Annotated in this window: 20 protein-coding genes; 4 read left to right on the top strand and 16 right to left on the bottom strand. The window is 67.7% G+C overall.

Annotated features, from left to right (window positions below; translation table 11 throughout):
- Positions 1-3: 3 nt before the first annotated feature.
- The 8 genes from ACW17W_RS12390 to ACW17W_RS12425 form a co-directional block, all read right to left on the bottom strand.
- A complete protein-coding gene (locus ACW17W_RS12390; RefSeq protein ID WP_492077211.1) occupies positions 4-306 on the bottom strand; it encodes a 50S ribosomal protein L23 in 303 nt (100 codons plus the stop codon).
- Positions 306-944: a 50S ribosomal protein L4 gene (gene rplD, locus ACW17W_RS12395; protein WP_492077212.1), complete on the bottom strand. Its 639-nt coding sequence runs from the start codon at positions 942-944 to the stop codon at positions 306-308. Before rplD ends, ACW17W_RS12390 begins: the two co-directional genes overlap by 1 nt.
- Complete coding sequence (rplC, locus tag ACW17W_RS12400) at positions 944-1,699, bottom strand: 50S ribosomal protein L3 (RefSeq protein ID WP_492077213.1); 756 nt, start codon at positions 1,697-1,699, stop codon at positions 944-946. Before rplC ends, rplD begins: the two co-directional genes overlap by 1 nt.
- A gap of 21 nt (positions 1,700-1,720) precedes the next feature.
- Positions 1,721-2,026: a 30S ribosomal protein S10 gene (gene rpsJ / locus ACW17W_RS12405; RefSeq protein ID WP_003164367.1), complete on the bottom strand. Its 306-nt coding sequence runs from the start codon at positions 2,024-2,026 to the stop codon at positions 1,721-1,723.
- Positions 2,027-2,337: 311 nt separating this feature from the next.
- Positions 2,338-3,324: a hypothetical protein gene (locus ACW17W_RS12410; RefSeq protein ID WP_492077214.1), complete on the bottom strand. Its 987-nt coding sequence runs from the start codon at positions 3,322-3,324 to the stop codon at positions 2,338-2,340.
- Positions 3,325-3,419: 95 nt separating this feature from the next.
- Complete coding sequence (locus ACW17W_RS12415) at positions 3,420-4,298, bottom strand: GIN domain-containing protein (protein WP_492077215.1); 879 nt, start codon at positions 4,296-4,298, stop codon at positions 3,420-3,422.
- 104 nt (positions 4,299-4,402) lie between these two features.
- Positions 4,403-5,329: a cupin-like domain-containing protein gene (locus ACW17W_RS12420; RefSeq protein ID WP_492077216.1), complete on the bottom strand. Its 927-nt coding sequence runs from the start codon at positions 5,327-5,329 to the stop codon at positions 4,403-4,405.
- 10 nt (positions 5,330-5,339) lie between these two features.
- Positions 5,340-6,512, bottom strand: coding sequence for a GNAT family N-acetyltransferase (locus tag ACW17W_RS12425; protein WP_492077217.1), 1,173 nt, complete (start codon positions 6,510-6,512; stop codon positions 5,340-5,342).
- A gap of 346 nt (positions 6,513-6,858) precedes the next feature.
- On the opposite strand from ACW17W_RS12425, the gene ACW17W_RS12430 reads away from it, so the two are divergent.
- Together ACW17W_RS12430 and ACW17W_RS12435 are read left to right on the top strand one after the other, a co-directional pair.
- On the top strand, positions 6,859-7,689 hold the full coding sequence (locus ACW17W_RS12430) for an SGNH/GDSL hydrolase family protein (RefSeq protein WP_492077218.1): 831 nt from the start codon (positions 6,859-6,861) through the stop codon (positions 7,687-7,689).
- 89 nt (positions 7,690-7,778) lie between these two features.
- Complete coding sequence (locus tag ACW17W_RS12435; RefSeq protein ID WP_492077219.1) at positions 7,779-8,813, top strand: L,D-transpeptidase; 1,035 nt, start codon at positions 7,779-7,781, stop codon at positions 8,811-8,813.
- Here ACW17W_RS12435 and ACW17W_RS12440 read toward each other — a convergent pair.
- From ACW17W_RS12440 to ACW17W_RS12470, 7 genes are all read right to left on the bottom strand, one after another.
- Positions 8,806-10,422: a carboxylesterase/lipase family protein gene (locus tag ACW17W_RS12440; protein WP_492077220.1), complete on the bottom strand. Its 1,617-nt coding sequence runs from the start codon at positions 10,420-10,422 to the stop codon at positions 8,806-8,808. The two genes, ACW17W_RS12435 and ACW17W_RS12440, sit on opposite strands and share 8 nt — an antisense overlap.
- 69 nt (positions 10,423-10,491) lie before the next feature.
- Positions 10,492-11,172, bottom strand: a complete 681-nt coding sequence (locus tag ACW17W_RS12445; protein WP_492077221.1) for a type 1 glutamine amidotransferase domain-containing protein — start codon at positions 11,170-11,172, stop codon at positions 10,492-10,494.
- Between the two features lie 210 nt (positions 11,173-11,382).
- Positions 11,383-12,573, bottom strand: coding sequence for an elongation factor Tu (gene tuf / locus ACW17W_RS12450; RefSeq protein ID WP_492076778.1), 1,191 nt, complete (start codon positions 12,571-12,573; stop codon positions 11,383-11,385).
- Between the two features lie 87 nt (positions 12,574-12,660).
- Positions 12,661-14,742: an elongation factor G gene (gene fusA, locus ACW17W_RS12455; RefSeq protein ID WP_492077222.1), complete on the bottom strand. Its 2,082-nt coding sequence runs from the start codon at positions 14,740-14,742 to the stop codon at positions 12,661-12,663.
- Between the two features lie 158 nt (positions 14,743-14,900).
- A complete protein-coding gene (gene rpsG / locus ACW17W_RS12460; RefSeq protein ID WP_013269205.1) occupies positions 14,901-15,374 on the bottom strand; it encodes a 30S ribosomal protein S7 in 474 nt (157 codons plus the stop codon).
- A gap of 71 nt (positions 15,375-15,445) precedes the next feature.
- A complete protein-coding gene (gene rpsL / locus ACW17W_RS12465; RefSeq protein WP_271083702.1) occupies positions 15,446-15,820 on the bottom strand; it encodes a 30S ribosomal protein S12 in 375 nt (124 codons plus the stop codon).
- Between the two features lie 270 nt (positions 15,821-16,090).
- The gene (locus tag ACW17W_RS12470; RefSeq protein ID WP_492077223.1) at positions 16,091-16,678 is read right to left on the bottom strand and encodes a hypothetical protein; all 588 of its coding nucleotides are present in this window, start codon (positions 16,676-16,678) and stop codon (positions 16,091-16,093) included.
- 127 nt (positions 16,679-16,805) lie between these two features.
- On the opposite strand from ACW17W_RS12470, the gene ACW17W_RS12475 reads away from it, so the two are divergent.
- Both ACW17W_RS12475 and ACW17W_RS12480 read left to right on the top strand, forming a co-directional pair.
- Positions 16,806-17,471 (top strand): hypothetical protein, encoded by a 666-nt coding sequence (locus ACW17W_RS12475; RefSeq protein ID WP_492077224.1) that lies wholly within the window; start codon positions 16,806-16,808, stop codon positions 17,469-17,471.
- Positions 17,472-17,538: 67 nt separating this feature from the next.
- Positions 17,539-18,357: a hypothetical protein gene (locus ACW17W_RS12480; RefSeq protein ID WP_492077225.1), complete on the top strand. Its 819-nt coding sequence runs from the start codon at positions 17,539-17,541 to the stop codon at positions 18,355-18,357.
- 9 nt (positions 18,358-18,366) lie between these two features.
- On the opposite strand, the gene ACW17W_RS12485 is transcribed toward ACW17W_RS12480, so the two are convergent.
- Positions 18,367-19,263, bottom strand: a complete 897-nt coding sequence (locus ACW17W_RS12485) for a hypothetical protein (protein WP_492077226.1) — start codon at positions 19,261-19,263, stop codon at positions 18,367-18,369.
- Between the last annotated feature and the right edge of the window lie 93 nt (positions 19,264-19,356).

Consider the following 19,356-nt stretch of genomic DNA (forward strand, 5'->3'; position numbering starts at 1 on the left):
TGATCAGAGCCCCGTGGTGACGTCGATCGACTGGCCGTCGGCCAGGGTCACGATCGCTTTTTTGATGTCGACGCGACGACCGAGGATGCCCCGGAAGCGCTTGGTCTTGCCCTTGGTCACCATCGTGTTGACCTTGAGAACATTGACCTTGAACAGGCTCTCGACCGCCGCAGCGATCTCGTCCTTGGTGGCCGTGTCCGCGACGCGGAAGACGACCTTGTTCTGCTCCGACAGGATCGTGGCCTTCTCGGTGATCACCGGAGCCAGGATGGTGTCGTAGTGCTTGGCGGTAGGTTGAGCGGCCATTACGCGGCTTCCTTGTCGCTGAAGCGGGCTTCGATCGCCTCGATGGCGGCCTTGGTGAGCACCAGCTTGTCGGCCCGCAGGATGTCATAGACGTTCAGGCCGGCGTTCGGCAGCACGTCGATGTGCGGGATGTTGCGAGCGGCCAGACCGAAGTTCACATCGACTTCCGGACCCGCGATGATCAGGGCCTTGGCCCATCCCAGCTTGCCGAAGGTCTCGCGCAGGGCGGCCGTCTTGGCGTCCTTCAGCGACAGGGCGTCGACCACGATCAGCTCGCCGGCCTTCACCTTGGAGCTCAGCGCATGGCGCAGGGCCATGGCGCGGATCTTCTTGGGCAGGGAGAAGCCGTGGTCGCGAACGACCGGACCGAAGGCGCGCGAACCGCCGACGAACTGGGGCGCACGGCGCGAACCGTGACGGGCGCCGCCGGTGCCCTTCTGCTTGTACATCTTCTTGCCGGTGCGAGAATTCTCGTTCCGGGTCTGGACCTTGTGGGTGCCGGCGCGGCGCTTGGCCAGCTGCCAGTTGACAGTACGGGCCAGGATGTCGCCGCGGATGTCAGTGATGCCGAAGACGGCGTCCGACAGCTCAACGTCACCGGCGGCCTTGCCGTCGAGTTGGATGACCGAGAGTTTCATTATGCTTCACCGCCTTCGACGGTTTCGACCGCAGCGGGCTCTTCCGAAGGCGTTTCAGCCGGAGCAGCGGCGGCAGCCGCGCCCTTGGACTTGAACGCGCCGGGGAAAGGCAGGTCGGCGAACGGCTTCTTGTGCGCGTCGCGAACCTTGACCCACGAGCCTTCATGGCCGGGGACAGCGCCCTTGACCAGGATCAGGCCGCGCTCGGCGTCCACGCGGACGACGGTCAGGTTCTGGGTGGTGACGACCTCGGCGCCGTAATGGCCGGCCATCTTCTTGCCCTTGAAGGTCTTGCCGGGATCCTGACGCTGGCCGGTCGAACCGTGCGAACGGTGCGACAGCGAAACGCCGTGGGTCGCCCGCAGGCCGCCGAAGTTCCAGCGCTTCATGGCGCCGGCGAAGCCCTTGCCGATGGTCTCGCCCTGGATGTCGACCTTCTGGCCGGCGACGAAGTGGTCGGCCGACAGGGTCGCACCGACGTCGATCAGCGCGTCTTCAGACACGCGGAACTCGGTGACGTAGTGCTTGGGTTCGACTTCGGCCTTCGCGAAGGTTTCGCGTTGAGCCTTGTTGGTGTTTTTTGCCTTCTTGGCCCCGGCGCCCAGCTGCAGGGCGACGTAGCCGTCCCGCTCCTGAGTGCGTTGGCCGACGACCTGACAGTCGTCGAGCTGAAGCACAGTGACCGGAACGTGCGCGCCGTCATCGGCGAACACGCGGGTCATGCCCAGCTTCTTGGCGATCACGCCCGTGCGCATCGGATCCCGCCTCTTTCTACTTTAAATCTTGATCTCGACGTCCACACCGGCGGACAGGTCGAGCTTCATGAGCGCGTCCACGGTCTGCGGGGTGGGGTCGACGATGTCGAGGACACGCTTGTGCGTGCGGATTTCAAACTGCTCGCGCGACTTCTTGTCGACGTGCGGCGAGCGGTTCACGGTGAACTTTTCGATCAGGGTCGGCAGCGGGATCGGACCGCGAACGGTCGCGCCGGTGCGCTTGGCCGTGTTGACGATTTCGCGCGTCGAAAAGTCGAGGACGCGGTGATCGAAGGCCTTGAGCCTGATGCGGATGCTTTGATCCATATCGGTCGTATTTCCCAAGCAGGCGAACCTGCGTCCCTGTGAACCATTTCAAAGACCGGAGGCCTTCAGGCACGAATGCCTTCAGAGTACGCACGTCCGCAAAAACGATCGGCCCACGCAGTTCCCCGCGAAGGCCGCTGAAGTCCCAAGAACCTGCAAAGAACAGTAACTTAGGTCGTTCTTGCGAACTGCGTCTGCGGCCGTTTTCCCCGAGAGGAAGAGGTGGCCGCACAGCCAGTCCAACAAGAGTTGGCGCTTATGACCGCCGATTCCGTTTTCGTCAAGCGGCGAAACCGTGGCGGCGCCGCTTATCAGGGTTTCAATGCCCGGGTCGCCGGGTCCCAGGTCAGCGTCGTTCCCGGACAGGCCGCGCCGTGCTCGCAGGTCGGGACGTCCACCAACCGCGCCGGCCTGGAAGCCACGTCCAGATGGACCCAGTGATCGGGGGCGGACTGGTACGCCAGCACAACCTCTCCGCCTTCGCCGTGCGGCCCCGGGCCAGGCGCGATGGAGATCCAGACCTGAAAGCCGAACGCCTGGGTCGTGGCGCCGTCACAGGCGGGCGGGGCCGCAAGCGTCCAGTCGCGCACCGCGTCCCCGTTCAGGTCCGGGATGCTGTCCAGCGATGGGTAGACGACGGACTGCGGTTCGCCCTCCCCTGCTGGACACAGCCTCCGCCCGGCCTGATGCCGCGCCCCCAGCGCTTCCGGGATCCAGTCCGGCAGAACGGGCTGGCCTTCGCTGTCCCCCAGGTCGACAGGGGCGGCCCCCGCTCCCGTCAGAATGCTCCGGCCGCTGCGGGTGGGACGTTCGTCCAGCCGCTCCGTTTGCGGGTTCCAGCCCCAGGCCAGACGGCAGTCCGCGACCCCGTCCTCGCAATAGAGATGGTGGAAGGACGACTCGATCCGCGCCTCGCCGTTCACCTTGCGAATGTCGATGTCGCCGCCCTGACGGTCGAAGGCCCGGACATAGTTGGGTCCGTCGCTGACATAGAGGCTGCGGCGGCACCCGCCCGTGCCGCAGAACTGCATCTCCTGCGGCCAGTTGATCAACCAGTCGGTCTTGCCGTCGTCATTGATCTGGACCGGAACCAGCACGCCTTCGGGAACCTCGGTCGCCAGCGGCGGGCGATTGGTCGGGTCCTCGATGTCGAAATAGAATTCGTTGAGCTGGTTCAGCACATACCAGGTGAAGCCGGGCGGCGGAGCTTCCTCGGCCGTCGTTGCGCCGGCCACGGCCGCCCCGCCGATGACCGCCAGCGCCGCCCCCGCCGTCGCCCACGATTTCAGTCCACGCATGTCAGCCCTCCACAGACGGGGACCCTGAGCGCGGCGGGGAGACGGCGCGAGTGTCGGTTCCTGACGCGCCGTGGGGCGGCGGATGGCGGGGCGGCTCAGCGTCCGATCACGACATCGCCCGAACCGACCACGGCCTTGTCGACAGAGCCGGTCGCCCGGGCGATGCGCACGTCGCCCGACCCGGCGATGGCGACGTCGACATGACCTGCGACGCCGCGAAAATCGATGTCCCCCGAGCCGCCGATGGCGACGGACAGACGCGGGGCCGCCCCCCCGCGCACGACGATGTCGCCAGAGCCCCCGATGGCCAGATCTGTATTGCCCTGGGCCCGGGCCACGGTGATGCTGCCGGAACCGCCGATACTGGCGTCCAGGTCGCCGGTGGCGCCCGCCACAATATCTCCCGCCCCGCCGACACTGGCTTCCAGGCTGCGCGAGGTTCCTGCCCGGATCACGCCGGAACCGCCGACCGCAAGCTCCATCCGGCCTGTTGTATTGGCCACGGTCCAGTCGCCGCAGCCGCCGTTGCCGACCTCGATCGAGGTCGCACCCGGGCCGACGGAGCCGAAGACGGCGCCGCCGTCCCCGCCGACATCGACGGCGCGGGGCGAGCGGATCACGATCAGGGAGGCGTCGGCGAGGGCCACCCGCCCCCGGTTGCGCAGTTCAACGGAAGCCCCCTCGCCCGGCTGGCGGGCATAGGCCGGGCCGGAGCGGCAGTTGCGGATATCCCGGCGGAGGCCGCCGTCGATCACCACCCGCTGCCCGATGCGGCGCACCTGCAGGGCCGGCAGACCGGCGCGGCCCGGTTCGATCTCCACGCCGATGTCGGAGCGGTCCTCCACAATGACGACCACCCTCACAACCGCATCCTTGATCTCCACCGATCGGCTGTCGAAGGTCTGGGCGGCGGCGGGCAGGGCGGCGGCGGCGGCCAGAACGGCGGCGACGGCGGGCAGAACGATGGATTTCATGGCGGGCTTCCTCTCCGGCTGTGAGGGGAAGGTGAGCCGTCGGACCGGCGAAGTCATTTTAACTCGAGGTCATGACTTCGATTTAATGGACGGCGTTCTGCGGGTCAGGCGGTCCGCAGTTCGCCGGCCCCGTCCGCCGCCCCGATCTCGGGCTCAAAATCGCGCTCGAAGGCGGCGATCCGGTCGGGCATGGCGCCGATCTTCCTGAGCGCCAACGACGCCGCCCAGCGGGCCGCCAGTTCGGGCCGGCTCATGCGGTCGGTCAGTCTCGGGCGGCCGCCCCGACTGCGGATGAAGGCATTGGCGTACAGGGCCCCGTTTCGAAAGCGCGACGACCAGGTCTGGAAGTCCATCGACAGAGACACGCAGAACCGGTCGAGGTTCTCGACCCGGTGCGGCGCATAAAAGGGCCATGTCACGGCCTGTCCCTGCTCAAGGTCAAACACCTGGGCGTCCGCCTCGAAAGCCAGATCGTAGGGCGTTTCCTCGGTCGTCTGGCGCGCCACGACCTGTTCCATATTGCGCTCGGACAGATGCGCCTCATCGCCCGGATAGACGAAGATTCGCTTCCTGCCCCGCAGGTGGAACAGCACCACCCCGGCGGCGTCGAAATGATAGGGCGTCCGGTTCGTCGGCGAGGAGATGATCAGCTGACCGGCCCGTGTCACCGAGCGCATCCCCGGATAGGTCGCCTCGATCCGCCGGAACTCCTGCAGGGCCGCCGCCCACAGGTCGGGGCAACCCGTCTGGGCCGCCCGCATATTGACCCACAACCGCCCCGCCTTGATCGCATCCAGAAGCTGGTCGCCCGACAGGGATCCACGCGCACCGGTCCGCATCGAGACCTGACCGGCCGCGTCATAGTCATACAGATTGATGTCGATCAGGTCGGCCGGATAGCGATCCAGCACCTCGGACAGGGCTTCGTCCGTGGCGAAACCGCGCTCGACCAGATTGTGGGCATGCACCTGCGCCTCGGCGATCGGACCGGGATAGCGGGTGCGTCCGAAGGGAGCCGGCTTCAACACCATGACCGCCGTCTCAACCACTGACCGCCGGATCGGCCAGCCGTGCCGCCGCGCGTTCGCGCCCCTTGGCGAAGGCGACCTGGGCGGCGTCCATCGCCCCCCGAAGCCGGCTGGCGGGCGTGGTCTCGCAGGCCTCGATGGCGGCCCAGCGACGTCGCATACTGGCCCGCAGTCGCTCGCCGCGTTGTTTGCCGGCCGAGTTGAGCAGACCCACCGCCGCATTGCTGATCGTCACGGCCAGACCCGGGCGCATCACCACCGCTTCGCGCACGGTCTGGTTGGCATTGCAGAAGTACTTCTTGTAGCCCTCGCCGCCGAAACCGAAGTCGAACACGCGATAGCCCTCGTCGGCGGCCAGACGCATCGTATCCAGGCTCAGCAGGATACCGGGCGAACAGCGCGCCAGCGCCGGCTCATAGACCGGGAACCAGAAATGGTAGCGGTCCCCGGCGTGCAGGGAATATTCAACCGCCACCAGCTTGCCGCCGGCCCACATCGCCGCCATCGAGGCCCCGAAGTCGTCTTCGCCGCGGGTCCGCAGCAGGGCGTGCAGCAGTTCGGCCGTCCAGCCGCATTCGAAAATGTCATGGCGTCCGGTGCGCCTGTACTGGTCACGCTTGAGGGCGATCAGCTGATCCAGAAGCGCGGGATCCCGCAGTCCGCGCTCGACGCGGACGGGTCCCAGTTCGGCCTCCAGACTGCGTCGCGCCCGCTCCTTGTCCTTGTAGTATTTGCCCCAGGTCTGGCGACGTTCGGCATACCAGGGGACGTAGCCGCCCTCGGGCATGGAGACCATCAGGGTTTCGCGATCGACCCCCTCGGCCGCCGCCCCCACCCAGGCCCCGACCCGCAGACGCGGCGCATTGAGCGATCGCGCCACCCCTTCCAGACACGGCGCCTCTCCGGGTCGGGCGATGACCCCGTGGTAGTCGTTCATCGGCGCCGCCAGCGGCTGGATGGTGCCGCCGCGCGTCTGGTGCGGAAAAAAGCCGACCGCCTCGCCGTTGCGCCGGAACACGGCGACCGCCGCATCGGGGCTGATCGCGCCGGCGACCCGGGTGAACTCGGGCCGGAAATAGGGACTGGCCAGGGCCGGATTGGCGGCGATCATCCCGCGCCAGGCAGTGATATCGGCGTCAGTCAGGGCGTCCGTAGCGACGATCTCGACATCCACCGGCCTGGTCATTGCGCGTGTCCCCGTTCGGCGTGGTCCACGCCCTGTCCTTGTCACTGTGAGGCCGGCGGCCTTTCGGTACGGTTTAGCCGGATGGTGAACGACAGGTTTCGCGGAGCCCGAACCCGCGATGAGGCGTTGCCGCAGGGCGCCTCTGCATGGATAATCAGGAAATAGAGATGACACATTCCCCAACCGAGTCGGCTCGCCCCGAAAATCGCGGGACCGAAACCGAAAACCAGCGCGCCCCGGCCGCCCCCGGCGAGCCGCCGCGTCCCGCGACCGAACCGGCCGGCTCCGAGGGCAGCAGCAATTCCGGCGAAACCGCCACAGACCCCGCTACCGGAGAAGAGAACGGGTGAAACGAAAGACTGTCCTCCTGACCGCCCTGCTGGGACTGGGCGTCGGCGTTCTCGCCTTCCTCGCGGCGGGATCCGCCCGGGCCCAGAACGCCGCCGGCCAGGCCCCTGCGGTCGAGCCGACCTTGCCGGCGGCGGGTCAGGCGCCGGCCCCCGACGCCGCCGCCTGTCCGGTCAACGCCGCCGCCCTGACCCTGGCGGGCGAGGGCCTCTATCGGTCGAAAGCGGCTGTGCGCAACGCCAGCCGCCTGAACATCCTGGCGCTGGGATCGTCCAGCATCGAGGGAGTGGGCGCCAGCCGTCGCGATCTCGGCTTTGTGCCCCTGCTGCAGTCCGACCTTCGCGCTCGTCTACCGGAGGTCGCGGTCAATGTCTTCAATCGCGGCATAGGCGGGGAATCGGCGTTCGAGACCGCCAACCGCATGCAGGCCGAAATCACCGCCTATCGGCCGGATCTGGTGATCTGGCAGGTCGGCACCAATGACGTCCTGCGCGCCCGTCCCTGGACCGACGTCATGGCCGATATCGCGCGCGGTCAGGCTATCCTCGACGCCGCCAATGTCGATGTCCTGCTGATCGACCCCCAGCGCCTGCCCGAGGACGGGGTCAACTTCCGGGGCAAGAATACCGATCTCGCCGAGGTCGCGCGTCTGCTGGCCGTCGAGGGCTCGCGCATGGGCTATGCGGTCCAGCACCGGTTCGAGGCGATGCGGAGCTGGACCGGTCTGGCCCGCGGCGGCATCGGGCCCGACGACCTGCATATGAACGACGACGGCTATGCCTGCTGGGCCTCGGTCACGGCCGACAGTCTCGCGGCGGCCCTGCGCTAGAGCGAAATCTGGCCGGATCGTCTGCCCCCGGGGCGGAACGTCCCGGGCCCCGGGGGATTCCACAAGACTGTAGTCTTGCGGAGTTCTTCATGCGTCGGCTTGCCCCTCTCCTCCTTGTGTCCGTCTCCGCGCTGGCGCTCGTCGCCTGCGGCGAGCCCGGGGGCCAGGCCTCCGCCCCGGCTGAGGCGACACAGCCGGAGGCCGCCGCACCGAACAAGCTTCGCGACGCCATAGAGACCGCGACGGCGATTGCCCCTCCCGCCCCGGCGGAGACGCCCGGCGCCGCCCAACCCGACCCCGGCCTGGTCCGGCTGCAAATTCTGCTGGACCGGTCGACCTTCTCCCCGGGCCTGATCGACGGGCTGATGGGCGACAATGTGCGACAGGCCGCCGCCGCCTTCCGCGAGGCGCGGGGTCTGGGACAGGGCGACGCCATTGATGCGGCCCTGCTTCAGGCCCTGATGGCCGCCGACACCGGCCCCGTCACCAAGACCTACACCCTGACACCGGCGGATGTGGCCGGCCCCTTCAGCCCGCCGCCGGGAGATCTGTCCGCCCAGGCGCGCGACGGCGTGCAATTTACCAGTCCTGTGGAAAAACTCGCGGAGCGGTTTCACGCGTCCGAGGCCCTGCTTCAGGCCCTGAATCCCGGCGTGGACTTCACCCGGGCCGGCCAGACACTGATCGTCCCCGCCGTGTCTGACGCCGGCCTGCCGGCGGTCGCCCGCATCGAGGTGAACAAGGCCGAACGCTCGCTCAGCGCCTGGGACGAGGCCGGGGCGCTGATCGCCTACTATCCGGCGACCATCGGCAGTAGCGACAATCCGACCCCCTCCGGCGATCTGACCGTGGTGGGCGTCGCGCCTGCGCCCAACTACACCTATGACCCCGACAAGCTCAGCTTCGGATCGGCCGGCAAGACGGTGATCGTGCCGGCCGGGCCCAATAATCCCGTCGGCGCCGTCTGGATCGACCTGTCGCGCGAAAGCTACGGCATCCACGGCACGCCGGACCCGGCCAAGGTCGGCAAGACCGCCTCGCACGGCTGCGTCCGCCTGACCAACTGGGACGCCCAGCAGCTGGCCGCCGCCGTCAAGCCGGGCGTCAGGGTCCGCTTCATCTAGCCGGCGCCACCGGGCCGAACGGCGTCGTCGCCCAGAACTCGCACTGATGCCGGATAGCGAAGTTGTCGCTGGCGCGGTCGCCTGAGGGGTCCAGGACCAGCACACGACCGTCCTCCGGCCAGGCCGCCGCCCCGTGGCCAAATCCGGCCCACAGGGCCCGCATCCGGTCGCCCAGCGCCGCCTGTGCGGGCGTGAACCGCGCCGGATCAGCAAACGCCCAGCGTGTGCCGAACACATAGGTCAGTTCCGAGGCGTGGTAGGCGCCCATGTCGTACGGGAACAGCCCGTCCGGCAGGGCCAGCGGCGCGTCCCGATCGGCGAACTCATAGCCCGAGACCGGAACATGGCGCGCCATCAGCCGCCGAAGCGCCTCAGCCGGACAGGCGAATTTCTGGTCAGTGAAGCTGCGGGCCATGGCCAGCCCCGGCCCCGCGCCTCCATCGGACGGATCGATCGGGTAGCGGGCCAGCACCGCGTTCCCCGAGGCGCCGTATATCCAGCGCGTCTGGGCGGCGTAGCGCTCAGCGTCCTTCACCTGTACGGCGAACAGCCGACCCTCATCGGCATTGCTCCCGACGACGACGGGAACCCGCACGAACTCGCCGTTCAGAAAGGCCAGCGGCGGCGCGACGGGGATGGTGGCGTCCCCGTAGACCGGCCCCCAGGATCCGGGACCGTTCAGCCCGGCGCGGGTCGAGGCCGCCCTTGCGATCCGCCGGGCCGACGCTCGCCTGAGACAGTCCACGACCGCCGTCCCCCTGCACCCGACCGCGGCCGCAAAGGCCGGGCCGTCCGCAGCGGCCTCATCCGCCGACCGCAGCGACTGGGGTTCGATACAGGTCCCGCTCTGCAGGATCACCCGGTCGAACAGCCCCTGCGAGCCGGGAGAGGCCATCAGGTGACAGGCGCTCCACGCCCCGGCGCTCTCGCCGAAGACCGTGATGTCGTCGGCCTGTCCGCCCAGGGCCCCGATGTTGGCCCGGACCCAGCGCAGGGCCGCCTGCTGGTCCATCAGCCCCCAGTTGCCGCCGACGCCGTCTCCGTCCGCTGCAAACTCCGGGTGCGCCAGCCAGCCCAGGGACCCCAGCCGATAGTTGACGGTAACGACAACCCGACCCCCTTCATCCCCGGGCTTGCCCCGGGGACCACGCGCCAGCCGGGTCGGATCGTAGTTGGCGCCCGAGCCGATGGTGAAGGCCCCGCCCGGAAGGAACACCATCACCGGATGCGGCCCCGCCCCCGCGGGCGCATAGACGTTCAGATACAGGCAGTCCTCGCGCCCGACGACGATCCCCCCTCCCCCGCCCAGGATGGCGTCCCGGCCCAGGGCCTGGGTGCAGTCGCCGCCGATCCGGGTCGCGTCCCGGGCCCCGCCCCACGGCTGGACCGGCTGTGGCGCCCGCCACCTCAGCGGCCCGACCGGCGGCGCCGCATAGGGCAGACCGAGGAAGACCCGGACGCCCGCTCCCTCCACCCCGCGAACCCGCCCGCCGCCAACCACGGCCTCGACCGGCCGCGCATCCGCCGCATGGACCACGCCCGGAACCTTGCCCGGATGGGTGGCGCAAGCGGCTAGCCCGACCAATAGCAAAAGCGGCAGAAGGCGCATGGATGATCCCTGGGGCCAGGCCGGTTGAGATAGGCAGATACCGGGTTTCCGCGTGCCCCGGCGCCCGGATTATCCCTTCAACAAGGCCAGCAGGGTCTCGGCAGCGGGCTCTGATGAAGCGGGGTTCTGGCCCGTCACCAGCAGACCATCGATCACGACATAGGGTTTGAACGTCTCAATGCATTGGTAGAGCCCTCCCTCCGCCTTGAGCATGTCCTCCAGCAAGAATGGCACGACGTCGGTCAGGCCGACGGCGTCCTCCTCGGCATTGGTGAACCCCGTGACGGCTCTCCCCTTTACCAGTGAGGATCCGTCCTCCGATTTCGTGTGCCTGAAGATCGCCGGCGCATGGCAAACCGCCGCGATGGGCTTGTCCGTCCTGGCAAACGTTTCCAGCAGAGCAATCGAGTCCGGATCTTCGGCCAGATCCCACAGTGGGCCATGTCCGCCGGGATAGAAGACGGCATCGAAGTCCTCAGCCTTGATCCCGGCCAGGGGTATTGTGGCGGCCAGTGCGGCCTGAGCCTCTGCATCGTCCTTGAACCGGCGGGTCGCGCCGGTTTGGGCGTCCGCGTTGTCGCTCTTTGGGTCCAGCGGCGGCTGACCGCCCTTGGGCGAAGCCAGAACGACCTCCGCGCCTGCGTCCTTCAGCACATACCAGGGCGCGGCGAACTCTTCGAGCCAGAAGCCGGTCTTCTTGCCGGTGTCGCCGAGTTGATCGTGGGACGTGAGAACCATCAGAATTTTCATGGAATGCGACCTGTAGATTGGGGAGGACTGCCTGAACCCCTGTCGTGCTTCCCTGTTCCGCAACGGTCTTCCCGCGTTCCGCAAGCGGTAGTCGCCCACAGCAAAACGGCCCCCGGATCGCTCCGGGGGCCGTTCTGTCTTTTCCGTATCGATCACGCGCTCAAGCAGCGAGGCTCCGCGAGCCGAGCGTCAGCGCGCTTCGAGTGTCTGTTACTCGATGATCTTGGCGACGACGCCGGCGCCGACGGTGCGGCCGCCTTCACGGATGGCGAAGCGCAGCTTCTCTTCCATGGCGATCGGGGTGATCAGTTCGACGTTCAGCTCGGCGTTGTCGCCGGGCATGATCATCTCGACGCCTTCCTTCAGGTGCACGATGCCGGTCACGTCCGTGGTGCGGAAGTAGAACTGCGGGCGGTAGTTGGTGAAGAACGGCGTGTGACGGCCGCCCTCTTCCTTGGTCAGGATATAGGCCTCGGCGAGGAACTTGGTGTGCGGGGTGATGGAGCCCGGCTTGCACAGGACCTGACCGCGCTCGACGTCTTCACGCTTGGTGCCGCGCAGCAGCACGCCGACGTTGTCGCCCGCCTGGCCCTGGTCCAGCAGCTTGCGGAACATTTCCACGCCCGTGCAGGTCGTCTTCTGGACCGGACGGATGCCGACGATCTCGACTTCCTCACCGACCTTGACGATGCCGCGCTCGACGCGACCCGTGACCACGGTGCCGCGGCCCGAGATCGAGAAGACGTCTTCCACCGGCATCAGGAACGGCAGGTCGACCGGACGCTCCGGCTGCGGGATGTAGGCGTCGACGGTTTCCATCAGCTTGAGAACCTGGTTCTCGCCGATTTCCGGGTTCACGCCGTCCGTGGCGGCCTTGGCCGAGCCGGCGGTGATCGGAATGTCGTCGCCCGGGAACTGGTACGAGCTCAGCAGCTCGCGGATTTCCATTTCCACCAGTTCCAGCAGCTCGGCGTCGTCGACCAGGTCGACCTTGTTCATGAACACCACCAGGGCCGGCACGCCGACCTGACGGGCCAGCAGGATGTGCTCGCGGGTCTGCGGCATCGGGCCGTCGGCGGCCGACACCACCAGGATCGCGCCGTCCATCTGCGCCGCGCCGGTGATCATGTTCTTCACATAGTCGGCGTGGCCGGGGCAGTCGACGTGGGCGTAGTGACGGTTGGCCGTCTCATATTCCACGTGGGCCGTGTTGATCGTGATGCCGCGCGCCTTCTCTTCCGGGGCCGCGTCGATGTCCGCATAGGCCATCGCCTTGGCGCCGCCGGCCTTGGCCAGCGTCATCGTGATCGCCGCCGTCAGCGTCGTCTTGCCGTGGTCAACGTGACCAATCGTGCCGATGTTGCAATGCGGCTTGGTGCGTTCGAACTTTTCCTTGGCCATTCTCTTCTCTCCGTCCCCTGAACAGGGGGCATATCCTGGATTTTCAGGGGTACGGCCGGACCGGGGTCCGACCGATGTTGGTTGGGTTTAGGCGGAATACTTCTTGATGACTTCGTCGGCGACGTGTTGCGGCACCGGCTCATAGTGGTCGTACTGCATGGTGAAGGCGGCGCGGCCCTGCGACATGCCGCGAAGCGTGTTCACATAGCCGAACATATTGGCCAGGGGCACGAAGGCGTTCACGACGGTGGCGTTGCCGCGCATGTCCTGACCCTGGATCATGCCGCGACGGCCGTTCAGGTCGCCGATGACCGAACCCAGGTAGTCCTCGGGAGTCACGACCTCGACGGCCATGATCGGCTCGAGCAGCTTCGGCGCGCCCTTTTCCTTCAGTTCGCGGAAGGCAGCCCGCGACGCGATTTCGAACGCCAGCACGCTGGAGTCGACGTCGTGGTACTTGCCGTCCGTCAGGGTCGCCTTGAAGTCGATCAACGGGAAGCCGGCCAGCAGACCATTGTCCTTGGCCGAGTTCAGGCCCTTTTCCACGCCCGGGATGTATTCCTTGGGCACCGCGCCGCCGACGATCGAGTTTTCGAACACGAAGCCCGAGCCCGGCTCGCCGGGTTCGAAGGTGATCATGACGCGGGCGAACTGGCCCGTACCGCCGGTCTGCTTCTTGTGGGTGTAGTCGATGTCGACCTTGCGGCCCAGCGATTCACGATAGGCGACCTGCGGCGCGCCGATGGTGGCCTCGACCTTGTAGGTCCGCTTCAGGATGTCGATCTTGATGTCCAGGTGAAGCTCGCCCATCCCCTTCAGGATGGTCTGGCCCGACTCGTGGTCGGTCGAGACGGTGAAGGACGGATCCTCCGACGCCAGCTTGGCCAGGGCGACGCCCAGCTTCTCCTGGTCGGCCTTGGTCTTGGGCTCGACCGAGATCTCGATCACCGGGGCCGGGAATTCCATCTTCTCGAGGATTACGGGCGACTTCAGGGGATCGCACAGGGTGTCGCCGGTGCGGGTGTCCTTCAGGCCGGCGAGGGCGACGATGTCGCCGGCATAGGCTTCCTTGACGTCTTCACGGTTGTTCGAGTGCATCTGCAGCATCCGGCCGACGCGCTCTTTCTTGTCGCGGCTGGAGTTCAGCAGGTTCTGGCCGGTTTCCATCTTGCCGGAATACAGGCGGCAGAAGGTCAGGGAGCCGACGAACGGGTCGTCCATGATCTTGAAGGCCAGGATCGACAGGGGCTCGTCGTCCGACGCCTTGCGGACGACCGGCTCTTCCGTCTTGAAGTCGATGCCCGGGGTCGGCGGGATGTCCAGCGGCGACGGCAGATAGTCGACCACGGCGTCCAGCAGCGTCTGCACGCCCTTGTTCTTGAAGGCCGAGCCGCACAGGATCGGATAGAAGGCGCCGGTCAGCACGGCCTTGCGGATGCACTTCTTCAGCGTTTCGGTCGAGGGCTCGTTGCCCTCGAGGTAGGCTTCCATCGCCTCGTCGTCGAGTTCGACGGCGTTGTCGATCAGGTACTGGCGCGCCTCGACGGCCTTGGCCATCAGGTCCTCGGGGATCGGGCCGACGGTGAAGTTGGCGCCCAGGGCGTCGTTGTCCCAGACCACGGCGTTCATGGCGACGATGTCGACCAGGCCGGAAAGCGAGGACTCCGAACCGATCGGGAACTGGATCGGAACGGCCTTGGCGCCCAGGCGGTCGCGGATCGACTGGACCGAGGCGTCGAAGTCGGCGCCGATCTTGTCCATCTTGTTGACGAAGACGATGCGCGGCACCGAATATTTGTCGGCCTGGCGCCAGACGGTTTCGGTCTGGGGCTCAACGCCGGCGTTGCCGTCCAGCACGGTCACGGCGCCGTCGAGGACGCGCAGCGAACGCTCGACCTCAATGGTGAAGTCCACGTGTCCGGGGGTGTCGATGATGTTCAGGCGCTTGCCCTGCCAGAAGGCGGTGGTCGCGGCCGAGGTGATCGTGATCCCCCGCTCCTGCTCCTGGTCCATCCAGTCCATGGTCGCGGCGCCGTCGTGGACTTCGCCGATCTTATGGTTCTTGCCGGTGTAGTACAGGATCCGTTCGGTCGTCGTCGTCTTGCCCGCATCAATGTGGGCCATGATGCCGAAGTTGCGGTAGTCCTCGAGCGCGTGTGTGCGGGCCATGAAAGCGTGCCTTGAAATGTTTTCAGGACGCGGACGGCGCCCTCAGGAAATCGGTCTGTCCGGATAAGCGGGCGCGGGCGATCTAGCTGAAATCGCCCGCCCCGGAAACCCTTAGATAGTCAGTGCAGGTGACGCTTTGAAGGCGACCCCCGCCCGCCTTACCAGCGGTAGTGGCTGAAGGCGCGGTTGGCCTCGGCCATCTTGTGGGTGTCTTCGCGCTTCTTGACCGCAGTGCCGCGGTTGTTCGAGGCGTCCAGCAGTTCGGCGGCCAGCTTTTCCGTCATGGTGTTCTCGCCACGCTTGCGCGCGGCGTTGACCAGCCAGCGGATGGCCAGGGCGCGGCGACGGTCGGGGCGAACCTCGACCGGGACCTGATAGGTGGCGCCGCCGACGCGACGCGACCGGACCTCGACCGAAGGCTGGACGTTTTCCAGGGCGGTGTGGAAGGTCTGGACCGGCTCGAAGTCCTTCTTCTTCTCGGCGAGAATTTCGAAGGCGCCATAGACGATGTTCTCGGCGACGGCCTTCTTGCCCTCGTACATGACGTAATTCATGAACTTGGTGACGATCAGATCCTTGTATTTGGGATCCGGCAGGACTTCGCGTTTCTGGGCGCGGTGACGACGTGACATGGGCTGGGCCTTCTAATTCGGTGTCTGGAAGCCGGATAACCGACTGAATCTGGATCTGCCGTCGGAACGGCTTACTTCGGACGCTTGGCGCCGTAGTGCGAACGACGCTGTTTGCGGTCCTTGACGCCCTGCGTATCGAGCACGCCGCGCAGGATGTGGTAGCGAACGCCGGGAAGGTCCTTGACGCGGCCGCCGCGGATCAGGACCACCGAGTGCTCCTGCAGGTTGTGGCCCTCGCCGGGGATGTAGCACACGGCTTCATAGCCCGACTTGGCCAGACGGACCTTGGCGACCTTACGCAGAGCCGAGTTCGGCTTCTTCGGGGTCGTGGTGTAGACGCGGGTGCAGACGCCGCGACGCTGGGGCGAACCCTCGAGCGCCGGCACCTTGTTGCGCACGGGCTTGGGCTTGCGCGGCTTGCGGATCAGCTGGTTGATCGTAGGCATTTAATCTCGTCTCGACTTCTGATGGAGGCGTGTGCCTTTCGGCCGGGGCGCCTCATGTCCTTCTTCTGAACGGAGGTCATCCCCCGCCCGGGTTGTCTCTTGAGGGTGATGCCGGACGCCCAAACGAAAAACCCGGAACGCGCGCTTTGGGCGTTCCGGCGGGCACAGCCCGTTCGTTCGATTGTCACGATCTCGACGGACGATGTGACTCGCCCAAGCCTCGAAAGTCCGGCGCGTTTACCTGCGATGCCCGTTCAGGTCAAGGCGGGGCTATTTCGGGCCGTCCGCCCAGCAAACCCGATCTGTCATCGCCTCGGTATAGCTGCGCTCGAAACAGGTCGACAGGGCCGACAGGTTCCGGCCGTTCATGGCATCGCCCTCAAAGCCTTCGCGAGCGCGAGCCATCAGACGCTCGCGGTTGGCTTCCAGCAGGGCGCGGTCCTTGATCAGAAAGCCATAGAGCCCCTGGACATAGCTGTTCCAGTCCAGCGGTATCTCCTGATCTGTCCGCTGGTCGCTGCGGCGGGCGCTGGCGGCGGCATGCGCGGCGGCGGCCTCGTCTCCCGCATAGGCGAGGTTCCTCGCCCGGTGCAGCTGGGTGATCGCCTGTTCCCGCACACTGAGCAGCGGCCCGCGCGCCAGATAGTCGCGACTGACCTCCGCCGCCGCGCGATAACAGCCGCGCCCGGCCAGAGCCATCGGCCCGCCGGGCGTGTCGTGGTCGAACTCGAAATCGCTCCAGGGCCGCGCGATCTGGGCGGCCGTATCGACCGCACACACGGCCGGATCCTCAGTCGCGGGTTTGTGGATCACCTGCGGCAGGGCGAGAAGCGCGAGGGCCAGAATCACAGCGAACATGGACGCTCCTCCCTTCATCCATTCTGACCCGGGACGCCTTCGGGTCAAGATCGCGCCGCCATTAGGCCACGGTCGTGCCGCCTGATCCCTTCGGGGCGCGTCAGGCCGGCGCGGCGGGGGCATCGGCATGCAGCGAGGCGCAGTGACGGCGACATGGCTGAACCCGGCCCTGCGCGACCCGCGCCTGTCCGGTCTCGCCGTGGCCTTGCTGATTCATGTGGCGGTGCTGGGGATGGCGATGTGGGGGCTTCTGGGCGGCGAGTCGTTCGAATTCGAAACCGACCCCGCCGTCATCCCCCTCGACCTTGAACCCCCCGCCTGGCCTGGCTTCCGGACGAGAGAAGCGGGGTCTCCCCTCCCGTCCGACGCCGCGCCGCGCGCGCCTGTTCCGACGGCGGCCGGGCGGACCGCGCCGTCCCCTTCCCCCGGAGTGACCGGCGCTCCGGTCCGGGTCGCGACCGCGCCGGACGCCCCGCCGGTCGATGAGGCCTGGCGCGTCGGGGTGGCGGGGCGGGAGCGCCCGCCATGGGGCGGCGAGGTGTGTCGCGACATCTCCAACTTCCGCGCCTGGCAGGCGGCCGGCTGCCGCGAGCGGGGTCCGGTGCAACAGGCGGCGGCGAAGGGCTCGCCCCCGGCCGAGGTCGCGCGGCCCGAGGCGCGTCGCGGACGCGCGCCCGGACAGACCGGTCAGGACGCCTTCGCCGAACAGGCCGCCGCCAACGCCGCCTGGAGCGACTACACCCGGGGCGAAGGCGGCTATCCGGGGCTGCGCTCCCTGATGAAGCACCATTGACCCGCCGGCCCGCCTTCACAGGGCCACGGTTGGCCGCTCCCTTGACCCCTGCAAGCGGCGGGGATGGATGAATCAGACGGTCTTACCGGATTGGCGCGGGCCCAGGGGTCGTCAGCGACTGGCCGTTCTCGGCGGGTCCCTGGCCGCCCATGCCCTGGTGTTCGCCCTCATCGGTCTGGGACTGGTCGAGGTCCGACGGCCCGTTCCGGACGCCGCGCCGCCGATCCACATCGATCTGGAACCCCGCCCCCTGCTGCCCGGCGAGATCCCCCGGCGTCCGGCCCGGACGGCGCCCGACGCGGCCCATGAACGGAATCAGACCGCCGCCTCGCCCGCCCGTCCGGCGGACGCCCTTCCCCGCGACGAGAACGAGGAGCGCCCCACGCCTCCGGCGCCCCGGATCACCGCCGCCGCACCGCCGTCGACCCCGGCGGCGCCCGCGACCGCCGGACCGTCCGGCGCTGCGACGGCGCCGGAGACTCCCTGGACCGTCCGGAGGCCCGATTTGCGCGGGGCTGTGGCCCGGTCCCTGCGCCTCGGCGCCGCCGGTTGTCGCGCCCTCGATGGACAGTTGCCGGAGGGCGAACAGCGGATCTGCGACGACAATTTCAACGCCGCCGCCGGTCGCGCCCGGCCGATCGGCCCCCGCACCCTGAACGCGTCCGAGACCCGTCGTCAGGAGCAATTCGCCCGTGAGGGGGCCGCCGCCCTGGCCCGCTACGAGCGCCGTCGCGCGCCCATGAGGTCCGGGGTCGGCGTGGTCGGCGCCGCCCCCGAATGCCCGGGCGGAAACCTGCGCGGCACCTGTCCGGGCGCACATCTGCCAGGCCACTACCAGCATCAGGAAGAGCAGCCCTTCGGCGGCGGGGCCGCCGGACCGAAATAGGCGTTGGGCTCAGTCCGTCTCGCCTGCCGGGTTCAGGCTCATGCGGCGCTGCATCAACCATTGAATCTGAGCCGACTGGGCCAGAAACCGCTGGTTCGGGGCGCTTTCGTACAGGGCCGCGACGAACGCTCGATCCCAGGACGACAGACCGGCCGCAGGATCGTCAAACAGGTTCAGGATCGTCTGACGGCCCTCGGTCTCCACACCCGGCGGCACATCCACCAGAATGACGAAGGCGAGGTATTCCGCCAGCCTGTCGCTGGCGATGAGCTCCAGTCTGGAGGGATCCACCACCAGCAAGGCGCGATCTATCGTCTCCACAGTGGCGACGGTCAGCCGCGAACCGGATCCACGAATTTGCGGGGCCCCACCAATCTTCTCCAGATCATTGTTTGACGCGGCGGCCGCCCCTGCCGTGCGGGTGCGATGGCGCCATCGGACGGCGCGGGCGGGGCTGACGAACCCGGCCTGCTCGTACCGGCCGCGCTGGAAGAAGCGGGCGCGGTATCTCTGGGCGAAAAGGGCGGCGAAACGCTCAGCCTCGGCGGCGATCACTACGATGGCGTTGGCCGAGCAGCGGCGCCGACCGATGGCGCCGCCCAGATCAGTCATCACGCGCTCGATCTTGGCCCGGAGCGCATCGTTCGTCTCCATATCTCCTCCGATGACCCTGAGACAGACGGGGTCGCGCCACCGGGCGATCTGGCCCTCTTGCCGCCCCAGCCGCGCCGGCTCGGTCAAGCCGTCAACGAAGGCGTCGATGGCGCGGTCGCTGACGCCCTCGACGACGATGTCCTCGACGGTGTCCGGCGTCGGCGACGGCGAAGGGGCCGTCTGGGCGTGCGTCTCTCCACTCGCGGCAAAGACAGCCGAACACATCGCCGCTGCCGCCCAGACCGTCCTCATGGCGTTTGTCCTCTTACAAGCCGTCCGATCCGGCCTCCGTTCTCGCCCGGCTTCAATCCGCCCGCGAAACGCGCGATCGGCGCGCTCACCAGC

The organism is Brevundimonas sp. FV1ye29L (genome assembly GCF_058681095.1).

Excerpts from the sequence above, each read along its gene's own strand:
- ACW17W_RS12390 (WP_492077211.1), bottom strand. The coding sequence starts at position 306 with ATGGCCGCTCAACCTACCGCCAAGCACTACGACACCATCCTGGCTCCG.
- rplD (WP_492077212.1), bottom strand. The coding sequence starts at position 944 with ATGAAACTCTCGGTCATCCAACTCGACGGCAAGGCCGCCGGTGACGTT.
- rplC (WP_492077213.1), bottom strand. The coding sequence starts at position 1,699 with ATGCGCACGGGCGTGATCGCCAAGAAGCTGGGCATGACCCGCGTGTTC.
- rpsJ (WP_003164367.1), bottom strand. The coding sequence starts at position 2,026 with ATGGATCAAAGCATCCGCATCAGGCTCAAGGCCTTCGATCACCGCGTC.
- ACW17W_RS12410 (WP_492077214.1), bottom strand. The coding sequence starts at position 3,324 with ATGCGTGGACTGAAATCGTGGGCGACGGCGGGGGCGGCGCTGGCGGTC.
- ACW17W_RS12415 (WP_492077215.1), bottom strand. The coding sequence starts at position 4,298 with ATGAAATCCATCGTTCTGCCCGCCGTCGCCGCCGTTCTGGCCGCCGCC.
- ACW17W_RS12420 (WP_492077216.1), bottom strand. The coding sequence starts at position 5,329 with ATGGTGTTGAAGCCGGCTCCCTTCGGACGCACCCGCTATCCCGGTCCG.
- ACW17W_RS12425 (WP_492077217.1), bottom strand. The coding sequence starts at position 6,512 with ATGACCAGGCCGGTGGATGTCGAGATCGTCGCTACGGACGCCCTGACT.
- ACW17W_RS12435 (WP_492077219.1), top strand. The coding sequence starts at position 7,779 with ATGCGTCGGCTTGCCCCTCTCCTCCTTGTGTCCGTCTCCGCGCTGGCG.
- ACW17W_RS12440 (WP_492077220.1), bottom strand. The coding sequence starts at position 10,422 with ATGCGCCTTCTGCCGCTTTTGCTATTGGTCGGGCTAGCCGCTTGCGCC.
- ACW17W_RS12445 (WP_492077221.1), bottom strand. The coding sequence starts at position 11,172 with ATGAAAATTCTGATGGTTCTCACGTCCCACGATCAACTCGGCGACACC.
- tuf (WP_492076778.1), bottom strand. The coding sequence starts at position 12,573 with ATGGCCAAGGAAAAGTTCGAACGCACCAAGCCGCATTGCAACATCGGC.
- fusA (WP_492077222.1), bottom strand. The coding sequence starts at position 14,742 with ATGGCCCGCACACACGCGCTCGAGGACTACCGCAACTTCGGCATCATG.
- rpsG (WP_013269205.1), bottom strand. The coding sequence starts at position 15,374 with ATGTCACGTCGTCACCGCGCCCAGAAACGCGAAGTCCTGCCGGATCCC.
- rpsL (WP_271083702.1), bottom strand. The coding sequence starts at position 15,820 with ATGCCTACGATCAACCAGCTGATCCGCAAGCCGCGCAAGCCCAAGCCC.
- ACW17W_RS12470 (WP_492077223.1), bottom strand. The coding sequence starts at position 16,678 with ATGTTCGCTGTGATTCTGGCCCTCGCGCTTCTCGCCCTGCCGCAGGTG.
- ACW17W_RS12475 (WP_492077224.1), top strand. The coding sequence starts at position 16,806 with ATGCAGCGAGGCGCAGTGACGGCGACATGGCTGAACCCGGCCCTGCGC.
- ACW17W_RS12480 (WP_492077225.1), top strand. The coding sequence starts at position 17,539 with ATGAATCAGACGGTCTTACCGGATTGGCGCGGGCCCAGGGGTCGTCAG.
- ACW17W_RS12485 (WP_492077226.1), bottom strand. The coding sequence starts at position 19,263 with ATGAGGACGGTCTGGGCGGCAGCGGCGATGTGTTCGGCTGTCTTTGCC.